The sequence below is a fragment of the Pararobbsia alpina genome (genome assembly GCF_965118125.1).
Lineage (GTDB): Bacteria > Pseudomonadota > Gammaproteobacteria > Burkholderiales > Burkholderiaceae > Pararobbsia > Pararobbsia alpina_A.
Map to the genome: position 1 here is coordinate 3,500,500 of NZ_OZ221287.1, position 22,791 is coordinate 3,523,290.

General features: G+C 62.3%; 15 protein-coding genes. 8 read left to right on the top strand and 7 right to left on the bottom strand.

Features of this window, described 5'->3' with window-relative positions; all coding sequences use genetic code 11:
• Window positions 1-3 precede the first annotated feature (3 nt).
• Together ACMFWR_RS15155 and ACMFWR_RS15160 are read left to right on the top strand one after the other, a co-directional pair.
• Window positions 4-1,119, top strand: coding sequence for an aromatic ring-hydroxylating oxygenase subunit alpha (locus ACMFWR_RS15155; RefSeq protein WP_413192432.1), 1,116 nt, complete (start codon window positions 4-6; stop codon window positions 1,117-1,119).
• 301 nt (window positions 1,120-1,420) lie between these two features.
• Window positions 1,421-2,290 carry a sulfurtransferase gene (locus tag ACMFWR_RS15160; RefSeq protein ID WP_413192433.1) on the top strand — a complete coding sequence of 290 codons (870 nt, stop codon included), beginning with the start codon at window positions 1,421-1,423 and terminating at the stop codon, window positions 2,288-2,290.
• Window positions 2,291-2,455: 165 nt separating this feature from the next.
• Here ACMFWR_RS15160 and ACMFWR_RS15165 read toward each other — a convergent pair whose 3' ends face one another.
• Both ACMFWR_RS15165 and polA read right to left on the bottom strand, forming a co-directional pair.
• Window positions 2,456-3,793 (bottom strand): NAD(P)/FAD-dependent oxidoreductase, encoded by a 1,338-nt coding sequence (locus ACMFWR_RS15165; RefSeq protein ID WP_413192434.1) that lies wholly within the window; start codon window positions 3,791-3,793, stop codon window positions 2,456-2,458.
• Window positions 3,794-4,025: 232 nt separating this feature from the next.
• On the bottom strand, window positions 4,026-6,827 hold the full coding sequence (polA, locus tag ACMFWR_RS15170) for a DNA polymerase I (RefSeq protein ID WP_413192435.1): 2,802 nt from the start codon (window positions 6,825-6,827) through the stop codon (window positions 4,026-4,028).
• Here polA and ACMFWR_RS15175 point away from each other — a divergent pair, their 5' ends adjacent.
• The gene (locus tag ACMFWR_RS15175; protein WP_413192436.1) at window positions 6,828-7,571 is read left to right on the top strand and encodes a TIGR00730 family Rossman fold protein; all 744 of its coding nucleotides are present in this window, start codon (window positions 6,828-6,830) and stop codon (window positions 7,569-7,571) included.
• A gap of 202 nt (window positions 7,572-7,773) precedes the next feature.
• On the opposite strand, the gene ACMFWR_RS15180 is transcribed toward ACMFWR_RS15175, so the two are convergent.
• On the bottom strand, window positions 7,774-9,267 hold the full coding sequence (locus tag ACMFWR_RS15180; RefSeq protein ID WP_413192437.1) for an AMP nucleosidase: 1,494 nt from the start codon (window positions 9,265-9,267) through the stop codon (window positions 7,774-7,776).
• Window positions 9,268-9,377: 110 nt separating this feature from the next.
• On the opposite strand from ACMFWR_RS15180, the gene ACMFWR_RS15185 reads away from it, so the two are divergent.
• From ACMFWR_RS15185 to ACMFWR_RS15195, 3 genes are read left to right on the top strand one after another with little or no spacing between them, the layout of a single operon-like run.
• On the top strand, window positions 9,378-9,890 hold the full coding sequence (locus ACMFWR_RS15185) for a hypothetical protein (protein WP_413192438.1): 513 nt from the start codon (window positions 9,378-9,380) through the stop codon (window positions 9,888-9,890).
• 4 nt (window positions 9,891-9,894) lie between these two features.
• Window positions 9,895-10,872 carry a homoserine kinase gene (locus ACMFWR_RS15190; RefSeq protein ID WP_413192439.1) on the top strand — a complete coding sequence of 326 codons (978 nt, stop codon included), beginning with the start codon at window positions 9,895-9,897 and terminating at the stop codon, window positions 10,870-10,872.
• Window positions 10,873-10,914: 42 nt separating this feature from the next.
• Complete coding sequence (locus ACMFWR_RS15195; protein WP_413192440.1) at window positions 10,915-11,730, top strand: BPSS1780 family membrane protein; 816 nt, start codon at window positions 10,915-10,917, stop codon at window positions 11,728-11,730.
• A gap of 5 nt (window positions 11,731-11,735) precedes the next feature.
• Here the strand turns inward: ACMFWR_RS15195 and ACMFWR_RS15200 are convergent, their stop codons facing one another.
• On the bottom strand, window positions 11,736-14,180 hold the full coding sequence (locus ACMFWR_RS15200) for a UvrD-helicase domain-containing protein (protein ID WP_413192441.1): 2,445 nt from the start codon (window positions 14,178-14,180) through the stop codon (window positions 11,736-11,738).
• 519 nt (window positions 14,181-14,699) lie between these two features.
• On the opposite strand from ACMFWR_RS15200, the gene ACMFWR_RS15205 reads away from it, so the two are divergent.
• On the top strand, window positions 14,700-17,603 hold the full coding sequence (locus ACMFWR_RS15205; RefSeq protein WP_413192442.1) for a valine--tRNA ligase: 2,904 nt from the start codon (window positions 14,700-14,702) through the stop codon (window positions 17,601-17,603).
• Window positions 17,604-17,649: 46 nt separating this feature from the next.
• Window positions 17,650-18,531 (top strand): UTP--glucose-1-phosphate uridylyltransferase GalU, encoded by an 882-nt coding sequence (gene galU, locus ACMFWR_RS15210; protein ID WP_413194920.1) that lies wholly within the window; start codon window positions 17,650-17,652, stop codon window positions 18,529-18,531.
• 134 nt (window positions 18,532-18,665) lie between these two features.
• Here galU and ACMFWR_RS15215 read toward each other — a convergent pair whose 3' ends face one another.
• The 3 genes from ACMFWR_RS15215 to alaS all read right to left on the bottom strand — a co-directional run bounded on the left by ACMFWR_RS15215 (window position 18,666) and on the right by alaS (window position 22,766).
• Window positions 18,666-18,893 (bottom strand): sulfurtransferase TusA family protein, encoded by a 228-nt coding sequence (locus tag ACMFWR_RS15215; RefSeq protein WP_413192443.1) that lies wholly within the window; start codon window positions 18,891-18,893, stop codon window positions 18,666-18,668.
• 38 nt (window positions 18,894-18,931) lie between these two features.
• A complete protein-coding gene (locus tag ACMFWR_RS15220) occupies window positions 18,932-19,969 on the bottom strand; it encodes a threonine aldolase family protein (protein ID WP_413192444.1) in 1,038 nt (345 codons plus the stop codon).
• A 166-nt stretch (window positions 19,970-20,135) separates the two neighbouring features.
• Window positions 20,136-22,766 carry an alanine--tRNA ligase gene (gene alaS, locus ACMFWR_RS15225; protein ID WP_413192445.1) on the bottom strand — a complete coding sequence of 877 codons (2,631 nt, stop codon included), beginning with the start codon at window positions 22,764-22,766 and terminating at the stop codon, window positions 20,136-20,138.
• Between the last annotated feature and the right edge of the window lie 25 nt (window positions 22,767-22,791).

The following is a 22,791-nucleotide window of genomic DNA, read 5'->3' on the forward strand; positions in this document are numbered from 1 at the left end:
GGAATGTCCAATCTGAGCACTGCTGTTCAGCTTAAGTCCATTCACAGTCAGTTGCCGGTCACGGCATATTTCGATCAAGCCCTGCTAGACCAGGAGATCGAAACGCTGTTCAAGCGAGGTCCGCGCTATATCGGGCACGAATTGATGGTGCCGGAGGCCGGCGACTACTACGCCCTGCCCTCCGAGGCCGAAGGGCGCGTGCTCGTTCGCAACGCCGAGTCCATCGAACTGCTGTCCAACGTGTGCCGTCACCGCCAGGCCATCATGCTCAACGGTCGCGGGCACACGCAAAACGTTGTCTGTCCCCTGCATCGCTGGACGTACGACCTCAAGGGCGAGTTGCTCGGCGCACCGCATTTTCCGGACAATCCTTGTCTGGATCTGGGCCGCACGCCGTTGCAGAACTGGCAAGGCCTGCTCTTCGAGCAGGGCGGACGCGATGTCGCGCGCGACCTGGCGAAGCTCGGGACGCAGCATCATTTCGACTTTTCGGAATTCAAGTTCGATCACGTCGAGATGCACGACTGCGACTACAACTGGAAGACGTTTATCGAGGTCTACCTCGAGGACTATCACGTTGTGCCGTTCCACCCGGGTCTGGGCAGCTTCGTCTCGTGCGACGACCTGCGCTGGGAGTTCGGCGAGTGGTACAGCGTGCAGACGGTCGGCGTTCATCAGGACCTGGCCAAGCCCGGCAGCCCGACGTATCGCAAGTGGCACGACGCGGTCCTCAACTTCCGCAACGGCAAGCCGCCCGAGTTCGGCGCGATCTGGATGGTGTATTACCCGGGCCTCATGATCGAGTGGTATCCGCATGTGCTCGTCGTGTCATGGCTGATTCCGCGGGGGCCGCAGAAGACGACGAATATCGTCGAGTTCTACTACCCCGAAGAGATTGCGCTGTTCGAGCGCGAGTTCGTCGAAGCCGAGCGCGCCGCCTATATGGAAACTGCGCGCGAAGATGACGAAATCGCCGAGCGGATGGACGCGGGCCGTCGCGCGTTGATGATGCGCGGTGAATCGCAGGTCGGTCCGTACCAGAGCCCGATGGAAGATGGCATGCAGCACTTCCACGAGTTCTACCGTCGCGAGATGGAGCCGACTGGCGCATTGAAGTAAAGCGTCATGCATTGAAGCGGCACGCGACCGGCGACGGGCAACCGGCGTCGGGCGACTTGCCTGGAAACACACTGCGCGCATCAACGAAAAGGACTGTCGAATCGACAGTCCTTTTTTTTCGCCCGGCCCCCTTTGGCCGACCCCGGGCCGGCTTTGGCCGATATTGCCGGTATCGAGTCGTCACGCAAGCTGTGACATCATCAGCATTGTCTGACGTCGCGGCGGGCCAATGAGTCCGCTGCGCCCTGCCCCACACCAGGACGCCAGCCGGGCTTGCCCGAAGGCTTTCAAAGAGGTCGCCATGTCGCACTCGCATTTCACCACGTTGATTTCCGCAGCCAATCTCGCAGAACGACTCCAGGCGTCGAAAGAATCGGTCTACGTCGTCGATTGCCGTTTCGATCTTGCCGACGCCTCGGCAGGCGAGCGTGCGTACGCTCAGGGCCATGTGCCGGGCGCGCACTATTTCCATCTCGATCGGGATTTGTCGGGCGCCAAGACCGGCACCAACGGACGCCACCCGCTGCCGGACCGCGACGCGCTGGCGCGCCACTTCGGCGATCGCGGACTCACGAATGGCGTTCAGGTGGTCGCCTATGACGGACTGGGCGGCATGTATGCCGCGCGTCTCTGGTGGTTGCTGCGCTGGCTGGGTCATGACTCGGTGGCCGTGCTCGATGGCGGCGTCGACGCCTGGACTCAGGCGGGCATGCAGCTCGTGACCGACGTGCCGGTCGAGACACCTCAACTGTTCAACCATGGCGCACCGCTCGCCGTGACGATCGACGCGGCGGGCGTCGAGCGCAATCTCAAGAGCCTCGAGCGAATCGTCGTCGATGCGCGCGCGGCGGATCGCTATCGCGGCGAAAACGAAACGATCGACCCGGTCGGCGGCCATATCCCCGGTGCGCTGAACCGTCCGTTCAAGGACAACCTTTCGGCTGACGGCCGCTTCAAGCCCGCACACACCTTGCGCGACGAGTTCCATACGGTTCTGGGTCAGGTGCCGCCCGAGCGCGCCATCATGCAATGCGGCTCAGGCGTGACGGCGTGCCATAACCTGCTCGCGATGGAAGTGGCGGGCCTGCATGGCGCCGCGCTGTATGGCGGCTCGTGGAGTGAGTGGTCGTCCGATCCGAAGCGACCGGTCGCGACTGGCGCACACCCCTGAACCAGGGAGCGGTGCGCGTTATCGGGTGAGCAGAGCCGAGAGAGGCGGCGTGCGAGTGCATCGCACATTGCACTCAAACTACGGCGTGATACACCGTACGAGCGAGCGGTGCGGGTGCATAAGACATTCGCCTCCGCTCGCTTCAGTGACTGACGTAACGTGGCTTCAGTGCAACTTCACGCGCGGCATGGTCGAACGCCGTAACCAATGCGCGAACGTATCGAGGACCATGCGCGGGTACCCGTGCAAGGCCGCGATATGCAGCCGGTACAGCGACGTGTACATGAAGCGCGCAAACAACCCTTCGACGAACATGCTGCCGCCGATCAGACCGCCCATCAGGCTGCCGACCGCGCTGAAGCGACCCAGCGACACCAGCGAGCCGAAGTCGCGATACTCGAATTCGCCGAGCGGCGGCTTGCCGTCCATGCGCCGCAGCAGCATGTCGAACAGAAAGCTGGCCTGCTGATGCGCGGCCTGGGCGCGCGGCGGCACGCGCCGGTCGGCGCCCCACGCACAGCTCGCGCAGTCGCCCAGCGCAAAAATCGACGAATCGGTTTCGGTTTGCAAGGTCTGCGTCACGCAGAGCTGCCCCAATCGATTCGTCGCAAGCCCATCCAGTCGCGCGAGCACCGGAGATGCCTTGATGCCGGCGGCCCACACGACCAGGTCGGCCACCACGTGATCCCCGCCCGCGAGCCGGAGTCCTTCGGGTTCGACCGCCTCGACGCGCGCGTCGAGCATCACGCTCACGCCAAGCTTGACGAGTAGCTTGCGCGTTTCTTCCGATAGCCGCTCCGAGAGCGCAGGTAGCAATCGCGGCCCCGCCTCGACGAGGGTGATCGCCAGATCATGTTTCGGATCGACGTCATGCAATCCATAGGCGGCGAGCACCTGGGCCGTATTGCGCAACTCGGCGGACAGCTCGACGCCGGTCGCACCGCCACCCACAATCGCCACGCGCACTTCCCGATGGGGCTCCGGGGATGCAGACTCCGCGTCCGCCGTCGCATGCCAATGTCTAGCCCGCATGCATAAGGCGACGAGCCGGCGACGAAAGCGCTCCGCTTGGGCAACCGTATCCAGGGCGATCGCATATTGATCAGCGCCGGGTACTCCGAAGAAATGCGTCGTGCTGCCGATCGCAAGCACGAGCGTGTCGTACGCGATCTCGCGAGCCGGCAGCAACAGCGTGCCGTCCTCGTCGCGCAATTCACCGACCTGCACGATCTTGCGCGTGCGATCGAGACCGACGAGTTCGCCCTGCTGAAACTCGAAGCCATGCCAGCGCGCCTGCGCCGCATATTCGAGCTGATGCGTGAACGGATCCATGCTGCCCGCCGCGACTTCATGCAGCAGCGGCTTCCAGACGTGCGTGGGATACCGGTCGATCAGAATGATCTCGGCGCGTGGGGTACGCGTGCGCGATCCGAGCCGATCGCCCAACCGCGTCACCAGTTCGAGTCCGCCGGCACCGCCGCCGACCACTACGATTCGTTGCATGACTGCGCCCTCCCTAGTTTGAAAACTCAGATCAGGTCGTCAGGCCTCGCATTCGCGGCCTTATACAAGTGCCTCGCCGGACACGCGCACGTCACGGCCCCACAGCCGGTGGGGTGGGTACGGCATGCCCGCAGGTATCAGCGTCCGAATGCGCTACGCGGCGGCATCCCGTGCGACACGCTCAGCGTATCGCACGGTCGAAGGTGCCTGCACATCGGCGCGCGGCGCTGGATCAGTGCGCTTCTTCCCAGTTCGCTCCCGAGCCGACTTCGGCCACGAGCGGCACCTTCAGCTGCGCGACACCACACATGAGTTCCGGCAACTTGACGCGAACCTCCTCGAATTCCTCATCGGGGACTTCGAGCACGAGTTCGTCGTGCACCTGCATGATCATCTTGCTGCGCCGCTGCGCATTTTCGAGCCAGCCTTGCACGGCGATCATCGACAGCTTGATCAGATCGGCGGCCGTGCCCTGCATCGGCGCGTTGATCGCTGCACGTTCGGCAGCTTGCCGGCGCGGTCCGTTGCCACCATTGATCTCGGGCAGCCAGAGGCGCCGGCCGAACACGGTCTCCACGTAACCGTGCTCGCGCGCGGCCTGACGTGTTTCTTCCATGTAGGCCGCGACACCCGGATAACGCGTGAAATAACGGTCGATATAGAGCTTCGCCGCATCGCGCGCGATGCTCAGATTCGCCGCGAGACCAAACGCGCTCATGCCGTAGATCAACCCGAAGTTGATCGTCTTGGCAACGCGTCGCTGATCGGAGGTCACTTCGAGCGGCGTCACGCTGAAAATCTCGGCGGCGGTCGCCCGGTGAATATCCTCACCCGCAGCGAACGCGCGCAGCAAGTTCTCGTCGCCCGAGATATGCGCCATGATCCGCAACTCGATCTGCGAATAGTCGGCCGACATGATGCGACTGCCCGGCGGCGCGACGAACGCTTCGCGAATCCGGCGGCCTTCCTGCGTGCGCACGGGAATGTTCTGCAGATTCGGATCGTTCGACGCGAGTCGCCCGGTCACCGCAACAGCTTGCGCATAGTTCGTATGCACGCGTCCCGTATCGGCGTTGATCATCTTGGGCAGCTTGTCGGTATAGGTCGACTTGAGCTTCGACAAGCCCCGGAAATCGAGCAACAGCTTGGGCAACGGATAGTCTTCAGCCAGCTTTTGCAACACCTCTTCGTCGGTCGACGGCGAGCCGCTCGGCGTCTTCTTGACGACCGGCAGCTGCAGCTTTTCGAAGAAGATCTCGCCGATCTGCTTGGGCGAATTCAGATTGAAGGGGCCGCCGGCAAGTTCGTGCGCCTCCTTCTCAAGTTCGACGAGCCGTGTGCCGATTTCATTGCTTTGCGCTTCGAGCCGGGCAGCATCGATCAGCACGCCATTGCGCTCGATCTGCCACAGCACACGCGAGACCGGCACTTCGATCTCGCCATACACGCGTTGCAGCCCTTCGCCCTTGTGTACCTGCGGATACAGGAACTGATGAAGGCGCAACGTGATATCGGCGTCTTCGGCCGCATAGTCGGTCGCCTTGTCGACGGGGACTTCATCGAAGCCGATCTGCGACGCGCCCTTGCCGCACACGTCTTCGTACTTGATCGTCTTGAGGTTCAGATGGCGCAAGGCCATGCCGTCCATATCGTGCGAACGATGCGACTCGACGACATACGATTCGAGCATCGTGTCGTGCACGACCCCGGCCATGCGGATGCCGTGGTTCGCGAGCACATGTTCGTCGTACTTGAGGTTCTGACCGAGCTTCTTGCGATCGGGATTCTCGAGCCACGGCCTGAGCCGGGCCAGCACTTCATCGATCGGCAATTGCACGGGCGCATCGGGTCCGCGATGGGTCAGCGGCAGATAGGCCGCTTCGCCGGCCTTGACCGAGAACGACATCCCGACGAGCCGCGCGAGCATCGGCTCAAGCGAAGTCGTCTCCGTATCGAATGCCGTGAGTTCGGCCGCTTCGATCTTCGCGAGCCATGCGTCGAAAACCTCCCAGCTCAGGATCGCCTCGTAAGTCCTGGCGAGTTCGACGGCCGGCTGCATTTCGATCTGCGGCGCGAGCTCGTTCGTGTCGCTGTCGTCGAGTCCAAGGCTCCCCTGCGCTCCGCCGGCACTGGCCTTTTCGGCCGATTGCACGGCAGCGTCGGCTTCGCGCGCCCATGTCTTGAATCCGTGACGACGATAGACCTCGCGCATCGCATCCAGCGCTTCACCGCGTGTCTCGAGCGACGTCTCGATCGTCTCGACGTGCGGCGCCAGATCGCAATCCGTATCGACGGTCACGAGCCGGCGTGCGGTCGGAAGAAAGTCGAGCGCGCGACGCAGGTTGTCGCCGACCGCCCCTTTGATCTCGGCCGCATGCTCAACCACACCGTCGAGCGAATCGTAGGCCGTGAGCCATTTGACCGCAGTCTTCGGGCCGCACTTGTCGACGCCCGGCACGTTATCGACCGTATCGCCGATCAGCGACAGGTAGTCGATGATCCGGTTCGGCGGCACGCCGAACTTGCCGACCACGCCGGCGGGATCGAGCGTCTCGTTGCTCATCGTGTTGACGAGCGTCACGTGATCGGTCACGAGTTGCGCGAGATCCTTGTCGCCGGTCGACACGATGACTTTCATGCCGGCCGCCTCGGCGCGACGCGACAAGGTGCCGATCACATCGTCGGCCTCGACGCCATCGACCATGACGAGCGGCCAGCCCAGCGCGCGCACGGCAACGTGGATCGGCTCGATCTGCCGCGCGAGATCCTCGGGCATCGATGGACGGTTCGCCTTGTATTCGGGATAGATGTCGTCCCGAAACGTCTTCCCTTTAGCGTCGAATACGCAAGCGCTATACTCTGCTGCATACTCTTTGCGCAGGCGCCGCAACATATTGATGATGCCGTACAGCGCGCCAGTAGGTTCGCCTTCCGGTCCACGCAGGTCCGGCATCGCGTGGTAGGCCCGATACAGATAGCTCGAGCCATCGACCAATAAGAGGGTCCTTCCGACCAGGTTGGGTTGCACAGACATATGAACAAGAGAAAAGTGATTCCGAGTCTGCGATCCATCGCAGATCAAGAGAAGGCGACAGCCAAGAAAGCCCGTGCGTCGTGGCAGATGTTCACGATTATGGCAGAGTTCATCGAGGCGACCGAGTACCTCTCGGAGATTCGCCCGGCAGTCAGTATCTATGGTTCGGCGCGGCTCAAACCGACCAATGAGTACTACAAGCTGACGATGGCGATCGCACGCAAATTTTCCGATGCGGGCTTCGCCGTGATCTCGGGCGGCGGCCCGGGCATCATGGAAGCGGCCAACAAGGGCGCGCATGCGGGCAAAGCGCCGTCGGTCGGCCTCAACATCGAACTGCCGCATGAGCAGCACGGCAATCCGTGGCAGGACATCTCGCTGCGCTTTCGCCACTTCTTCACGCGCAAGGTCACGTTCGTCAAGAACTCGGACGCCGTGATCGTAATGCCCGGCGGCTTCGGCACGCTCGATGAGCTCGCCGAAGTGCTGACGCTGATCCAGACGAAGAAGTCGCGTCATGTGCCGATCGTGCTCGTTGGGTCAACGTTCTGGGAAGGCCTGCTCGACTGGTTCAAGGCACAGTTGATCCCGATGGGCCTGATCGGCGAGAACGACCTCGATCTCATGAAGATCACCGACGACCCCGATGAAGTGCTCGAGCACGTGCTTGCCTTCTACGAGGAACGCGGCGCGCCGACCGAGGTCCCGGCCAAGAGCGACGACGACCGGATGTTCTATCTGTAACATCGGCTGTTGCAGACAGCTTGCGCAATCCCTCCCTCGACGGGAGGGATTCGAATCGTCACGTCATCCGTGGCGCTTGCGAGGTACTGCCTACGCGTGGACCCCGTGGGCCCGATGCACTGCTTGCATTGATTGACAGACGCAATAGCCATACGACACCCGCAGGGCGCCGTATGGTCTTTCCCTATGCAGCTTGCTCCGCTTACTGGAACGCGACTTCCGCAAAGCTGCGCAGCTTGCGGCTATGCAGCTTGGCGAGCCCGTTTTCGCGCAGCAACTCCATCGCGCGGACACCGATCTGCAAATGCTGCCCGACTTGCGCGCTATAGAACTGATCGGCCATGCCCGGCAGCTTGAGTTCGCCATGCAGCGGCTTGTCCGATACGCACAGCAACGTGCCGTACGGCACCCGGAAGCGGAAGCCGTTCGCCGCAATCGTCGCGCTTTCCATATCCAGGGCGATCGCGCGGCTCTGTGACAGGCGCATGACCGGTTCGCGGTGATCGCGCAACTCCCAGTTCCGGTTGTCGACGCTCGCCACGGTGCCCGTGCGCATGACCCGCTTGAGCTCCGGCCCTTCGAGCCGCGTCACGTCCGCGACCGCGCGCTCGAGTGCCACCTGGATTTCGGCCAGGTTCGGCACTGGCACCCAGAGCGGCAGGTCCTCGTCCAGCACGTGATCTTCGCGCACATAGCCGTGAGCCAGCACGTAGTCGCCCAAACGTTGCGTGTTGCGCAACCCCGCACAGTGGCCCAGCATCACCCATGCATGGGGCCGCAAAACGGCGACGTGGTCCGTGATCGTCTTCGCATTCGACGGCCCGACGCCGATGTTGATCATCGTGATGCCGCTGCCGTCGGTCCGCTTGAGGTGATAGGCCGGCATCTGCGGCAGACGCGGCGGCGGCGAGCCATGACCCGAATCGCCGCTGAGGTTCGTGTTGTAGGTCATGACGTCGCCCGGCTCGACGAACGCGGAATACTGGCTGCGATACTCGCGCTCGGCGGGGTCGTCCGTCCGTTCCATCAGTTTCAGGCCGAGCTTCACGAACTCGTCGATATAGAACTGATAGTTCGTATAGAGCACGTAGTTCTGGAAATGCGTCGGCGAGGTCGCCGTGTAGTGCCGAAGCCGATGCAGCGAAAAGTCCACCCGGGCGGCGGTAAAGAGCGCAAGCGGGCGCGGCGCGCCTTCGGGCGGCTCATACGTGCCGTTGACGATACGGTCGTCGAGCGCGGCGAGATCGGGCACATCGAAGAGGTCGCGGATCATGCGCAACCGGTCCGGACTCAGATCGCCCTCGAGGTGGATGCCTTCCGAAAACGCAAAATGGACGGGAATCGGCTGGTCGGACTGACCGACTTCGATGGCCACTTTATGGTTTTTGGCAAGCAGGCGCAGTTGCTGGCGGTAGTAGTCGCCAAACAGGTCGGGGCGCGTCAGCGTCGTCTCAAAGATGCCAGGCCCCGACACGAAGCCATAGGAATGGCGCGAGTCGATATTCGCATTGACATCGGACCGCACCCGCACGAACGGATAGTACGCATGCACGCGGGAATCGAATTGCTCGCCGCGCCGGTAACGGCCGAACGCGTCGCGCAGCGCCGCAGTGTTGGTTTCATAGATCGTCGTCGCGCGCGCCACCGCTTCGGCGGGATCGGCGATCAGTTCAGTCTCGAACGGCTTATGGCTCATCGTCAATCACTCTGTGTTGTCCGCAAACATTATCGCCCCGATTTCGACAACGCTGGCCGCCAGTCCCCATTCCGTTTGCTAGAATCGCCGGATCAGAACGGAGAATCACAATGAAGCCGCTCCTCGTCGCAGCCGGCGCGCTCTGCGCGACGCTCGTCCTTGCCGCGACACCCGTATCCGCGGCGTCGCCAGGCCAGGACAACCCGCTTGCAGTGCCCCCGCAGGTCGACTCACCGCAGCAGGCGCCCGCCGCCAATACGGCAAGCGGTCAAGCGGCCGCACGCCCGACCAATGCCCCACCGCCAGCCGAGCACCTGTCGCCGAACGAACAGGCCGGCCTGCCCGACCTCGACAAGATCAATCGCACCCCGACAGCCAACGGCAGCGCGAGCTCGAAGGTCGAGTTCACGGACCAGCGCCAGCCGAGTTTCCACGAAAAGGAACTCGACGGCACCGAGATCACCGAATATCGGGACCGCGGCAAGCCGACCGAGATCAATGTGCATTCGGGTTTCGGCACGAACTATCAGATGTCCCCGCCACCAGATACGACGCCGAATATCCCGAACTCCGGCAATGGGCCGAGCACGGGCCGCCTCCCGTCAATTCATCTCTCCTATTGAGTGCATGGCTGTCTTCACCGCTGTCAATGACGCAGACCTCGCAGGGTTTCTGACGCACTACTCGCTCGGCAACGTGCTCGAGTTCCGTGGCATTGCCTCGGGCATCGAGAACAGCAACTTCTTTCTGACGACCGAGCGCGGCGACTACGTGCTCACGATCTTCGAGAAGCTGACGGCCGGAGAACTGCCGTTCTATCTCGACCTGATGCGTCACCTCGCAGGTCATCGCGTGCCCGTGCCCGACCCCGTCGTCCGCGACGACGGCCAGCTCTTCGGTACGCTGCATGGCAAGCCTGCGACGATCGTGACCAAGCTCGACGGTCGGCCGCAGCTCTCGCCCAACGCGCATCATTGCGCCGAAGTAGGTCAGATGCTCGCGCGCATGCACCTTGCGGGACGCGACTTCGCATCGCATCAGCCGAACCTGCGCAGCTTCAGCTGGTGGGAGCATGTCGTGCCGGAGATCGTGCCCTTCCTCGACGGCGACGCAAAACGGATGCTGGTCGACGAACTCGACCATCAACGCGCGTTTTTTGCATCTGAGGACTATGCGGCGCTGCCCGGCGGACCCTGCCACTGCGATCTGTTCCGCGACAACGTGCTGTTCTCGCATGGCAGTGAAGAAGGCGGCGACCGCCTCGGTGGCTTCTTCGATTTTTATTTTGCCGGTTGCGACAAGTGGCTGTTCGATCTGGCCGTCACCGTCAATGACTGGTGCGTCGATCTCGCGACGGGCGAACTGGACGAAGCGCGCGCGACCGCGCTGGTTCGTGCCTATCAGACCGTGCGGCCGCTGACGCCTGCTGAAACGCACCATTGGCGCGATATGCTGCGCGCCGGCGCGTATCGGTTCTGGGTCTCACGGCTATACGATTTCCATAAACCGCGCGCCGCCGAAATGCTCAAGCCACACGATCCGGGCCATTTCGAACGCATTCTCGCCGATCGCATCGGCGCGGCGTCGGTGGGTTTGCCGTCGTGATGCGGTCGCGACCACACAGTGCAACGCATTTCCGTTTGACTCATGCGCCTGATTGAAGTCCCCGCGAAGACGGGTTACGTATGGTTCCGCCAGGGCATCTGGGTGTTCAGGCGCAATCCGCTCGCGTTCATGATGCTGCTCATGGCCTACCTGTTCGCGTGGTTGTTGCTCGCGCAGGTACCCGTGGGCGGCGCATTGCTGTCCTTTTTGTTTACCCCCGGCATTTCCGTCGGCTTCATGGCAGCAAGCCGTGAAGCGATCAGTGGCAAACCCTTTTTCCCGACGGTGCTGGTCAGCGGGTTTCGTGCGCATGGCCGGCGCGTCGCAGTCGACCTGCTGATTCTCGGCGTGATCAATTCAGTCATGGTGATCGCCGCGTTCGGGCTCACGTCGGTCGCCGACGGCGGCATCATCTTCCGGAGCGCGGTGCTGGGTATCGACCCCGACTACGCGGAAGGGGTTGCGCACCTCACCGAGACGGCCGTGGCGACGGCGATCTTCGCCATTCTGTATATGCCGGTTTCGGTGCTGATGTGGTTCGCGCCCGTGCTGGTCGCATGGCATAAGGTCCCGCCCGCCAAGGCTTTGTTCTTCAGCTGGATGGCGCTGTGGCGCAACCGCTGGGCCTTTACGGTCTATGCCTTGTGCTGGGCGGTGGTCCAGGGGGTGCTTGGGGTGCTCGGCATTCAGATCGCCATGCTGGCGGGCACGTCACTGTTGACGCTGATGGTGCTGGCACCGCTCACCGTGGCGACGATCGCGATGATTTATTGCTCGTTCTTTGCGACGTATCGCGGTTGCTTCGACGCGTCGGAAGATGGCGACGCGCCGCGCGTGGACTTTCCTGACGGAAAATAAGCTCTTTAGTCTTCAATCGGCTGAAGCTTGGCGACGGCCAACGCGAGCCACTTCTGGCCATTGCGACGGAAGTTGACCTGCGCGCGCGCATCGTCGCCCGCGCCTTCGAGCGCGGTGATCGTGCCTTCGCCGAATTTCGTATGAAACACAGGCTGGCCGACGCGGAATCCTGTTTCGGCCGCGCGCTGCTTGTTGGCGTAGGCCGGTAACGGCGTGTTGCCGGTATAGGCTTCGTCAGCGCTTCGGCGGCCGCTCGAGTATCCCTCTTCGTCATCGCCACCGCCGTTGGCAATACGACGACCGTAGCCGCTACGCTGACCTCCGCCGCCGCGGCCTTCTTCGCCACCCGACCGGCCGAACCAGTCGCGCCCCCAACCTGCATTGTCCGAACGGCCGCCCCAACGCGCGCCGGCATCCGTCTGCGGGGTCAGCCACTTGAGCGAGGTCTCGGGTAGTTCTGCGAGGAAGCGCGAACGCACGTTGTAGCGTGTCTGGCCGTGGAGCATGCGGCTCTGCGTGAACGACACATAGAGTCGTTCCTTCGCACGCGTGATGGCGACGTACATCAGACGCCGTTCTTCTTCGAGCCCGTCAGGGTCGACGGCCGAGTTCTCGTGCGGGAAGAGTCCCTCTTCGAGGCCCGTGATGAACACGACCGTAAATTCGAGTCCCTTCGCCGCGTGCACGGTCATCAACTGGATAGCATCTTGACCGGCCTGAGCCTGATTGTCGCCCGCCTCGAGCGACGCGTGCGACAGGAAACCCGCCAGCGGCGTCATCAAATCGTTGGCCGGCAGATCGCCACCAGGTGCATCGGCGTCGAGAATCTGAACACCGTCGACATCGAGCTGCGGCGCGTTGATCGCATTCGGCGCCATGGCGATCACGCGCGCCGGCGCGTTCAGTCCATAACCCGCCTCACCGACGAATGCCGCGGCCGCATTGATCAGCTCGCGCAAGTTCTCGATACGGTCTTCGCCTTCGCGCTCCGTCTCGTAGTGACCAATCAGCCCGCTTTCGCGAATCACGTATTCGACGGTTTCAGGCAAGCTCAACGGCAGCGTCTCGGCGCGCATCTTGTCGATCAGCTTCGCGAAGGCGCCGAGGCTCGAACCGGCCTTGCCCGTCGTATACGGCACGGCTGCCGCCATCGAACAGTTGTACAAACGCGCTGCGTCTGCCAGTTGTTCGATTGACCGTGCGCCAATACCGCGCGCAGGGAAATTCACCACCCGTGCAAATGCGGTGTCGTCATTCGGGTTGTCGATCAGACGCAAATAGGCGAGCGCATGCTTGACTTCCTGTCGCTCGAAAAATCGCAAGCCGCCATACACGCGATACGGCAAACCCACATTGACGAGCGTGTGTTCGATCACGCGCGATTGCGCGTTGCTACGGTACAGAATCGCGACTTCGCCGCGCGACAGTCCCTGATTCAGCAGCGCGCGAATCTCTTCGACAATGAAATTCGCTTCCTGGTTGTCGGTCGCCGCTTCATACACGCGCACGGGCTCGCCGTGCCCTGCGTCGGTACGCAGATTTTTGCCCAGACGGCGTGAATTATTGGAAATCAGCTGATTCGCCGCATCAAGAATAAATCCATGCGATCGATAATTCTGTTCCAGCTTGATTAAATGACGGACGCGAAACTCGCGTTCAAAATCCGCCATATTTCCGACATTCGCGCCGCGGAATGCGTAAATACTTTGATCGTCATCGCCCACGGCGAAGACGGCGTTGTGTTCGCCCGCGAGCAGCTTGAGCCACGCGTATTGAAGCCGGTTCGTATCCTGGAACTCGTCGACGAGCACGTGGCGGAAACGGTTTTGATAATGCGCGCGCAACGGCGCCGACATCATCAATAGCTCATAGCAACGCAGCAGCAGTTCGGCGAAATCGACCACACCTTCGCGCTGGCATTGCGCGTCGTAGGCTTCGTAAAGTTCGACGAGCTTGCGATTGAAACTGTCGGTCGCTTCGACTTTCGACGGCCGCAGTCCCTGCTCTTTCGCATTGTTGATGAAGTACACGACGTTCTTCGGCGGGTACTTTTCGTCATCAACGTTCAGGCCCTTCATCAGGCGCTTGACCGCCGAAAGCTGGTCCGCCGTATCGAGGATCTGAAACGTCTGCGGCAATCCGGCATCGCGGAAATGCGCGCGCAGCATGCGGTTGCACAGCCCGTGAAAGGTGCCGATCCACATGCCTCGCGTATTGATCGGCAACATCGCCTCGAGCCGCCCGACCATCTCGCGTGCCGCCTTGTTCGTGAACGTGACCGCGAGAATGCCGTTCGGGCTGACCTGCCCCGTCTGGATCAACCACGCGATACGCGTCGTCAGCACGCGCGTTTTGCCGCTGCCCGCCCCGGCGAGAATCAGCGCGGGCTCGTCGGGCAGCGTCACCGCGGCGAGCTGTTCGGGATTCAGATTGGCAAGCAGATCGGACATGAAGGCGTTTCGCAGGATGTTCGGTGGAGCGGCCGCACATTATAAGGCGCGAGCGACGACCGGCGACGGCACCCGGCATCGGCGCGCGGCATCGGCTCCGATGTGCGCGATCGCTGCAACGGCCACGCGTCTTTTTACCGGACGGCTTCGGCCGAAGCGCGCGGGAGCAGCGGACCCAGTCCCGCACGAATTGGTCGGAGAACGGCTAGAGAACGGCGGGCAAGAAGCGGCAAATCTGCCCGAGAATGCATAGGCCAAACGCTTGGCAACGATCATGTCCATCGCGGTAGTCGCCCCGCGAGACAGATTTCGTCAGGCGATGCGGGATTCGCGCGCAAATGTCGCCGGCTACGGCCGATCCGCCGCGGAACGCGCTTGAGACGATGGCGGATTCGCACCGCGTGTGTCGCCAAATCGAGCCAATTCCGCTCCGGATGCGGGCAAGCGGTCCACCGCACCGTTGAAGGACCGCCGAACCCCTTATAATTCAAGCTTTCACGCCAACCTACGCAGAATTCAATGAGCGACAGCATCAGCGAGACCCCGGCAGAACAAGCTGCGGGTACCGAGACCACCCTCGCGAAGAGCTTCGAGCCCCACACCATCGAGGCGCACTGGGGCCCGGAATGGGCGCAACGCGGTTATGCGAAGCCGAGCTTCGCCGAGGGCGCGAAAGATTTCTCGATCCAGCTGCCGCCGCCGAACGTCACGGGCACCCTGCATATGGGCCATGCGTTCAATCAGACGATCATGGATAGCCTCACGCGCTATCACCGCATGCTCGGCGAAAACACGCTGTGGGTGCCGGGCACCGACCACGCGGGTATCGCGACGCAAATCGTCGTCGAACGCCAGCTCGATGCGCAGAAGGTCTCGCGCCATGACCTCGGCCGCGAGAAGTTCGTTGAACGCGTATGGGAATGGAAGCAGCAATCGGGCTCGACGATCACGAGCCAGGTGCGTCGCCTGGGTGCGTCGATCGACTGGTCTCGCGAATATTTCACGATGGACGACAAGATGTCGACCGCCGTGCGCGAAGTATTCGTCCGCCTCTATGAACAGGGCCTGATCTACCGCGGCAAGCGTCTCGTCAGCTGGGATCCGAAGCTCGGCACCGCCGTGTCGGACCTCGAAGTGTCGAGCGAAGAGGAAGATGGCTTCCTCTGGCATATCGACTATCCGCTGGCCGACGGCTCCGGCCACCTGACGGTCGCGACGACGCGTCCCGAAACGATGCTCGGCGACGTCGCCGTGATCGTCCATCCGGAAGACGACCGCTACACGGCGCTCGTCGGCAAGACCGTCAGGCTGCCGCTGACCGATCGCGAGATCCCGATCATTGCTGACGATTACGTCGATCGTGAGTTCGGTACGGGCGTCGTCAAGGTCACGCCCGCACACGATTTCAACGACTATCAGATCGGTCTGCGCCACAAGCTGCCGATGATCGAGATCCTCACGCTCGACGCGAAGATCAACGACAACGGCCCTGAAAAGTATCGCGGCCTCGATCGCTACGATGCTCGCAAACAGATCGTAGCCGACCTCGAAGCGCTCGGCCTGCTCGCTGAAACCAAGAAGCACAAGCTTCAGGTACCGCGCGGCGACCGTACCGGCGTCGTGCTCGAGCCGATGCTCACGGACCAATGGTTCGTCGCGATGAGCAAGCCGGCTCCCGAAGGCACGTTGCACGCCGGCAAGTCGATCACCGAAGTCTCGCTCGACGTCGTGCGCAACGGACAGATCAAGTTCGTGCCCGAGAACTGGTCGACGACGTACTACCAGTGGCTCGAAAACATTCAGGACTGGTGCATCTCTCGCCAGCTCTGGTGGGGCCATCAGATCCCCGCATGGTACGGCGACGCCGGCCAGGTGTTCGTCGCGCGCAGCGAAGACGAAGCACGTGAGAAGGCTCAGGCCGCCGGCTACACGGGCGCGCTCAAGCGCGACGACGACGTGCTCGACACGTGGTTCTCGTCGGCGCTCGTGCCGTTCTCGTCACTCGGCTGGCCGAATCAGACGGCCGAGCTCGAACGCTTCCTGCCCTCGTCCGTGCTCGTGACCGGCTTCGACATCATCTTCTTCTGGGTTGCCCGGATGGTCATGATGACGACGCATTTCACGGGCAAGGTGCCGTTCGATACGGTCTACATCCACGGTCTGGTGCGCGATGCCGAAGGCCAGAAGATGTCGAAGTCCAAGGGCAACACGCTCGACCCGATCGATCTCGTCGACGGCATCGATCTCGAGTCGCTGGTCCAGAAGCGCACGTTTGGCCTGATGAATCCGAAGCAAGCGGCGCAGATCGAAAAGAAGACACGCAAGGACTACCCGAGCGGCATTCCGTCGTTCGGCACCGACGCGCTGCGCTTCACGATGGCATCGCTCGCGACGCTCGGCCGCAACATCAATTTCGACCTCGCGCGTTGCGAGGGGTATCGGAACTTCTGCAACAAGCTCTGGAACGCAACGCGCTTCGTGCTGATGAATTGCGAAGGGCATGACTGCGGCGTCGGCGAGTGCGTGGGTGACTGCGGCCCGGATGGCGCCCTCGATTTCTCGCAAGCCGATCGCTGGATCGTGTCACTGCTTCAACGTGTCGAGGCCGATGTTGCCAAGGGCTTTGCGGACTTCCGTCTCGACAACGTCGCGAGCACGATTTACAAGTTTGTCTGGGACGAGTACTGCGACTGGTATGTCGAACTGGCGAAGGTACAGATCCAGAATGGCACGCCTGCGCAACAACGCGCGACGCGCCGCACGCTGCTGCGTGTGCTCGAAACCACCTTGCGTCTCGCGCATCCGGTGATTCCGTTCATCACTGAAGCGCTCTGGCAAAAAGTTGCGCCGCTTGCGGGACGCTATCCCGCTGCGAGCGATGCGAGTGCGCAAGGCGCCTCGATCATGGTGCAGGCTTACCCGCTCAGCGAGCCGAAGAAGATTGATGAAGCGGCCGAAGCATGGGTTGGCCAGCTCAAGGCCGTGGTCGACGCGTGCCGCAATCTGCGCGGTGAGATGAACCTGTCGCCTGCCGTGCGCGTGCCGCTGCTCGCGAGCGGCAACGCGGCTCAGCTCGAATCGTTCGCACCGTATGTGCGCGCGCTGGGCCGTTTGTCCGAAGTTACCGTGATGGCCGACGAAGCGTCGCTCGACGCAGCGGCCGCAGGCACGCCGGTTGCTCTCGTGGGTTCGGATAAGCTTGCGCTCAAGGTCGAGATCGACGTGAAGGCCGAGCGCGAACGGCTCTCGAAGGAAGTGACCCGCCTCAGCGGTGAAGTCAGCAAGGCGCAAGCCAAGCTGGGTAATGAGAGTTTTGTCGCCCGCGCGCCCGAAGCGGTGGTGGAACAAGAGCGCAAGCGCCTGGCGGAGTTTGAATCGACGCTCGCGAAGCTGCACGCACAGCTCGCGCGTCTGCCCGCATAACTTTTTGATTCCGATCTATACGGCGAGGTACTGAGACATGGCACAGATGCTGAAAGTCAAGAAAGCGGTATTCCCGGTTGCGGGCCTGGGCACTCGCTTCCTGCCGGCCACCAAGGCCAGCCCGAAGGAAATGCTGCCGGTCGTCGACAAGCCTTTGATCCAGTATGCGGTCGAAGAAGCCATCGCAGCGGGCATCACGGAAATGATCTTCGTGACCGGGCGCAGCAAGCGCGCGATCGAAGATCACTTCGACAAGTCCTATGAGATCGAAGCCGAGCTCGAAGCGCGTGGCAAGCAGAAGCTGCTCGACCTCGTGCGCAGCATCAAGCCGTCGCACGTCGATTGCTTCTACGTGCGTCAGCCCGAGGCACTCGGCCTTGGCCACGCCGTGCTGTGCGCCGAGAAGCTCGTCGGCGACGACCCGTTCGCCGTCGTGCTCGCTGACGACTTGCTGTATGGCGAACCGCCGGTGCTCGCCCAGATGGTCGAAGTCTTCGACCACTTCCATAGCTCGGTGATCGGTGTCGAAGAGATTCCCATCGAAGACTCGCGCTCGTACGGGATCGTCGAAGGCAAGGAATGGGAAAAGAACATCATCAAGCTGTCAGGCATCGTCGAAAAGCCGGCGCCTGAAGTCGCTCCGTCAAACCTCGGTGTGGTCGGCCGCTACATTCTCAAGCCGCGGATTTTTGAACATATCCGTACGCTCAAGCCGGGTGCCGGCGGCGAGCTGCAGCTGACCGACGCGATCCAGTCGCTGATGGCCGACGAGCAGGTGCTCGCCTATCGCTATCACGGCACGCGTTTCGACTGCGGCAGCAAGCTCGGTTACCTGAAGGCGACGGTCGAGTTCGCGCTGCGTCACCCCGAGGTCAAGGACGAGTTCGAAGAGTATCTGCGTACGCGCTCGCCGGTGATGGAAAGCTGAGTGGCGATCGATCGGTCGTTGATCGATCTGTACCGCATGCAGTAACAAAAAAACCGCCGGATGTTGAGTCCGGCGGTTTTTTTATGGCGCGTCCGGTACGCGTCGTACCGAACGTGACCCATCGTCGCTCTGATCTATCGGCGCTTCATCAGGAAGACAAACGTCTTGTCTTCGACATGCGTGTCGACGATCTGATTGCCCGTCTGCTTCGCAAAGGCGGCGAAGTCGCGTTGCGAGCCCGGGTCGGTCGCGAGCACCTTGAGGATCTGCCCCGAGGTCATGTCGGCGAGCGCTTTCTTGGCACGAAGAATCGGCAGCGGGCAATTGAGCCCGCGCGCGTCGACTTCCTTATCGAATTCCATCACTGTCCTGCCTGTGGCTGCCTGTGGTGTTATGCAAGTCACGCGGTCGCCGCGCAGAGCTCGCGAAGTTCCAACGCAAATTTCTCGACGGTCTCGGGCGTCGTGTCCCATGCGCACATCAGCCGGCATCCGCCCGCGCCGATGAAATCGTAGAACTTCCAGCCCTTGCTGCGCATCACGTTCGCGGCCGCGACCGGCAGGTTCGCGAACACTGCGTTCGCTTGCGGTTCGAACATCAGCGAAACACCCGGGATGTCGATGATGCGATCGCGCAGCAGTCTGGCCATCGCATTGGCGTGACGCGCATTGCGCAGCCACACATCGTTCTCGAGCAAACCGAGCCACGGCGACGAAATAAAGCGCATCTTCGATGCGAGCTGCCCCGCCTGCTTGACGCGATACGCGAAGTCTTCGGCCATCTTCTGATCGAAGAACACGACGGCTTCGCCGACGGGCAGGCCGTTTTTCGTGCCACCGAAGCACAACACGTCGACGCCCGCGCGCCATGTGATTTCCGAAGGATGCACGCCGAGCGCCGCGACCGCATTCGCAAAGCGCGCACCGTCCATATGCACGGCCAGGTGACGCCGCTTGGCGATCGCCGCGATCGCGCGCACTTCCTCGACCGTATAAATCGTGCCGACTTCAGTTGCCTGCGTCAGCGAGACGGCCTTCGGTTTCGGAAAGTGGATGTCCGAGCGCCGCGTGACGATCTGCTCGATCGCATCGGGCGTCAGCTTGCCGTTCTCGCCGCGTGCAACGAGCAGCTTCGAGCCGTTCGAAAAGAATTCAGGGCCACCGCACTCATCCGTCTCGATGTGCGCGAGTTCGTGGCAGATCACCGATTGGTACGGCTGGCACAACGACGCGAGCGCGAGCGAGTTCGCAGCCGTGCCATTGAAGACAAAGAACACCTCGCAGTCTGTTTCGAACAGATTGCGGATCCGGTCGCAAACCTTCTGGGTCCACGTGTCGTCACCGTAAGCGGCTTCGTGACCGCTGTTGTTGCACTCAATCAGGTAGTTGAGCGCTTCCGGGCAAATCCCGGCGTAGTTGTCCGACGCGAAATGCTGCATGACACTCCTGCCGCTGGGTCAAAGACCGATATTGTAGTGCGTTGCACGGCGGATTGCCCCGGTGACCCGAAGCACAAACGACTAAGGCCGCTATGTAGCGGCCTTAGCTTGTACGGCTGAACATCAAGACGCCACTGACTGCCGGCGTCTGACGCATGATTTCAGATTACAGACGGCTCTCGACCCAGCCCTTGACGCCACCGAGCGCCGCCGGCAGTGCCGCCGCATCGGTGCCGCCAGCCTGTGCCATGTCAGGACGGCCACCGCCCTTGCCGCCGACTTGTTGCGCGACAAAGTTGACGAGGTCGCCCGCCTTGACCTTCTTGCTCGCGTCAGGCGTCACGCCGGCGATCAGGCTGACCTTGCCGTTTTCGACGGCGGCCAGCACGATGGCGGCGTTCTTGAGCTTGTCCTTGAGCTTGTCGACCGTCTCGCGCAGCGTCTTCACGTCGGCGCCTTCGAGTTGCGCGGCCAACACGTGCACGCCCGCGATTTCGATCGCTTGCGAAGCGAGTTCGTCACCCTGGCTCGACGCCATCTTCGACTTGAGTTGCGAGAGCTCTTTCTCGAGTGCCTTGACCTGGTCTTGCACCTGGACGATGCGCGATGTCAGTTCGGCCGGCTGCGCCTTAAGGGCGCCCGCTGCTTCGGACAGACGTGCCACGACGTCCTGGACGTAACGCACGGCGTTGTCGCCCGTGATCGCTTCAACGCGGCGAATGCCCGCAGCGACGCCGCCTTCGACGACGATCTTGAACAGGCCGATGTCGCCCGTGCGGCTCACGTGAACGCCGCCGCAGAGTTCGCGCGAGAAACCGATATCGAGCACGCGGACTTCATCGCCGTACTTCTCGCCGAACAGCGCCATCGCACCGCCCTTCACGGCGTCGTCGTACGCCATGTGCTGCGCGTGTGTCGCCACGTTGCGCAGCACTTCGGCGTTGACGATCGCTTCGACGCGGCGAATCTCGTCGTCGGTCATCGGCGAGTGGTGGGCGAAGTCGAAGCGCGTCTTGTCGGGATCGACGAGCGAACCTTTCTGCTGTACGTGAGCACCCAGCACTTCGCGCAGCGCCTTGTGCATCAAGTGCGTTGCCGAGTGATTGCGAATCGTGCGTGCACGGCGCTCGGTATCGACTTCGGCCTTCACGACATCACCGACCTTCAGCGTACCTTGCTGAACTTCGCCATGGTGACCGACGACGTCAGCCTGCACCTTCAGCGTATCGACGACCGCGAAGCGCGCGTGATCGTTCGCCAGCAGACCCTGGTCGCCGACCTGGCCGCCCGACTCCGCGTAGAACGGCGTGTGGTCGAGCACGATCACAGCCTGTTGGCCGGCCGTAGCCGAATCGACAGCCGTACCGTCGACGTAGAGTGCGACGATCTTCGCGTCGTCGACGATCAACTTTTCATACCCGTGGAACAGCGTCTTTTCGCCGCTGTATTCGAGGGCGGCCGACATCTTGAACTTGCCCGACGCACGCGCCTGTTCGCGCTGGCGCGTCATGGCTTCGTCGAACGCCGCTTCGTCGACCGTGATTTCGCGCTCGCGGCAGACATCGGCCGTCAGATCGAGCGGGAAGCCATACGTGTCGTGCAGCTTGAAGGCGATCTCGCCCGCGAGGACGCGCGGCTGACCTTCGGCCTTCTCGATTTCCTGAATCGCCGCTTCGAGAATTTCCATCCCGTGCGCGATCGTTTCGAAGAAGCGCTCTTCTTCCTGACGCAGCACATCGGTCACGCGCTGTTGTGCTTCGGCGAGTTCCGGATACGCCGTGCCCATTTCCGCGACGAGGTCGGCGACGAGCTTGTTGAAGAACGGCGTCGTACGACCGAGCTTGTAGCCGTGACGGATCGCGCGGCGGATGATCCGGCGCAGCACGTAGCCGCGGCCTTCGTTGCCCGGGATCACGCCGTCGACGATCAGGAACGAGCAGGCGCGGATATGGTCGGCGATGACCTTCAGCGAGTTGTTCGCGAGGTCGGCGATGCCCGTTTCGCGCGCCGATGCCTGGATCAGCTTCTGGAACAGATCGATCTCGTAGTTGCTATGCACGTGCTGGAGCACGGCTGCGAGACGTTCGAGCCCCATGCCCGTATCGACGCAGGGCTTGGGCAGACGCGTCATATTGCCTTGCGCGTCACGATTGAACTGCATGAACACGAGATTCCAGATCTCGATGTAGCGGTCGCCGTCTTCTTCGGGGGATCCCGGGGGGCCGCCCCAGACATCCGGACCGTGGTCGTAGAAGATTTCCGTGCACGGACCGCACGGACCCGTGTCGCCCATCTGCCAGAAGTTGTCCGACGCGTACTTGGCGCCCTTGTTGTCGCCGATCCGGATAATCCGTTCGGCCGGCACGCCCACTTCCTTCGCCCAGATGTCGTAGGCTTCATCGTCTTCGTGATAGACGGTGACCCAGAGCTTGTCCTTGGGCAGCATGTAGACGGTCGTCAGCAGCTCCCACGCGAAGCGGATCGCATCGTGCTTGAAGTAGTCGCCGAACGAGAAGTTGCCGAGCATCTCGAAGAACGTGTGGTGACGCGCGGTGTAGCCGACGTTTTCAAGATCGTTGTGCTTGCCGCCGGCACGCACGCTGCGCTGCGCCGTCGTCGCGCGCGAGTACGGACGCTTGTCCGTGCCGATAAACACGTCCTTGAACTGGACCATGCCCGAGTTCGTGAACATCAGCGTCGGGTCGTTACCCGGCACGAGGCTCGACGAACGGACGATCGTGTGGCCCTTCGATTCGAAGAACTTCAGGAATTTCTCGCGGATATCTGCGGCTTTCATGGCTTGCTGATGCGGACCTGTGGAG

Coding starts and splice junctions, on each gene's coding strand:
- ACMFWR_RS15155 (WP_413192432.1), top strand. CDS start 4: ATGTCCAATCTGAGCACTGCTGTTCAGCTTAAGTCCATTCACAGTCAG.
- ACMFWR_RS15160 (WP_413192433.1), top strand. CDS start 1,421: ATGTCGCACTCGCATTTCACCACGTTGATTTCCGCAGCCAATCTCGCA.
- ACMFWR_RS15165 (WP_413192434.1), bottom strand. CDS start 3,793: ATGCAACGAATCGTAGTGGTCGGCGGCGGTGCCGGCGGACTCGAACTG.
- polA (WP_413192435.1), bottom strand. CDS start 6,827: ATGTCTGTGCAACCCAACCTGGTCGGAAGGACCCTCTTATTGGTCGAT.
- ACMFWR_RS15175 (WP_413192436.1), top strand. CDS start 6,828: ATGAACAAGAGAAAAGTGATTCCGAGTCTGCGATCCATCGCAGATCAA.
- ACMFWR_RS15180 (WP_413192437.1), bottom strand. CDS start 9,267: ATGAGCCATAAGCCGTTCGAGACTGAACTGATCGCCGATCCCGCCGAA.
- ACMFWR_RS15185 (WP_413192438.1), top strand. CDS start 9,378: ATGAAGCCGCTCCTCGTCGCAGCCGGCGCGCTCTGCGCGACGCTCGTC.
- ACMFWR_RS15190 (WP_413192439.1), top strand. CDS start 9,895: ATGGCTGTCTTCACCGCTGTCAATGACGCAGACCTCGCAGGGTTTCTG.
- ACMFWR_RS15195 (WP_413192440.1), top strand. CDS start 10,915: ATGCGCCTGATTGAAGTCCCCGCGAAGACGGGTTACGTATGGTTCCGC.
- ACMFWR_RS15200 (WP_413192441.1), bottom strand. CDS start 14,180: ATGTCCGATCTGCTTGCCAATCTGAATCCCGAACAGCTCGCCGCGGTG.
- ACMFWR_RS15205 (WP_413192442.1), top strand. CDS start 14,700: ATGAGCGACAGCATCAGCGAGACCCCGGCAGAACAAGCTGCGGGTACC.
- galU (WP_413194920.1), top strand. CDS start 17,650: ATGCTGAAAGTCAAGAAAGCGGTATTCCCGGTTGCGGGCCTGGGCACT.
- ACMFWR_RS15215 (WP_413192443.1), bottom strand. CDS start 18,893: ATGGAATTCGATAAGGAAGTCGACGCGCGCGGGCTCAATTGCCCGCTG.
- ACMFWR_RS15220 (WP_413192444.1), bottom strand. CDS start 19,969: ATGCAGCATTTCGCGTCGGACAACTACGCCGGGATTTGCCCGGAAGCG.
- alaS (WP_413192445.1), bottom strand. CDS start 22,766: ATGAAAGCCGCAGATATCCGCGAGAAATTCCTGAAGTTCTTCGAATCG.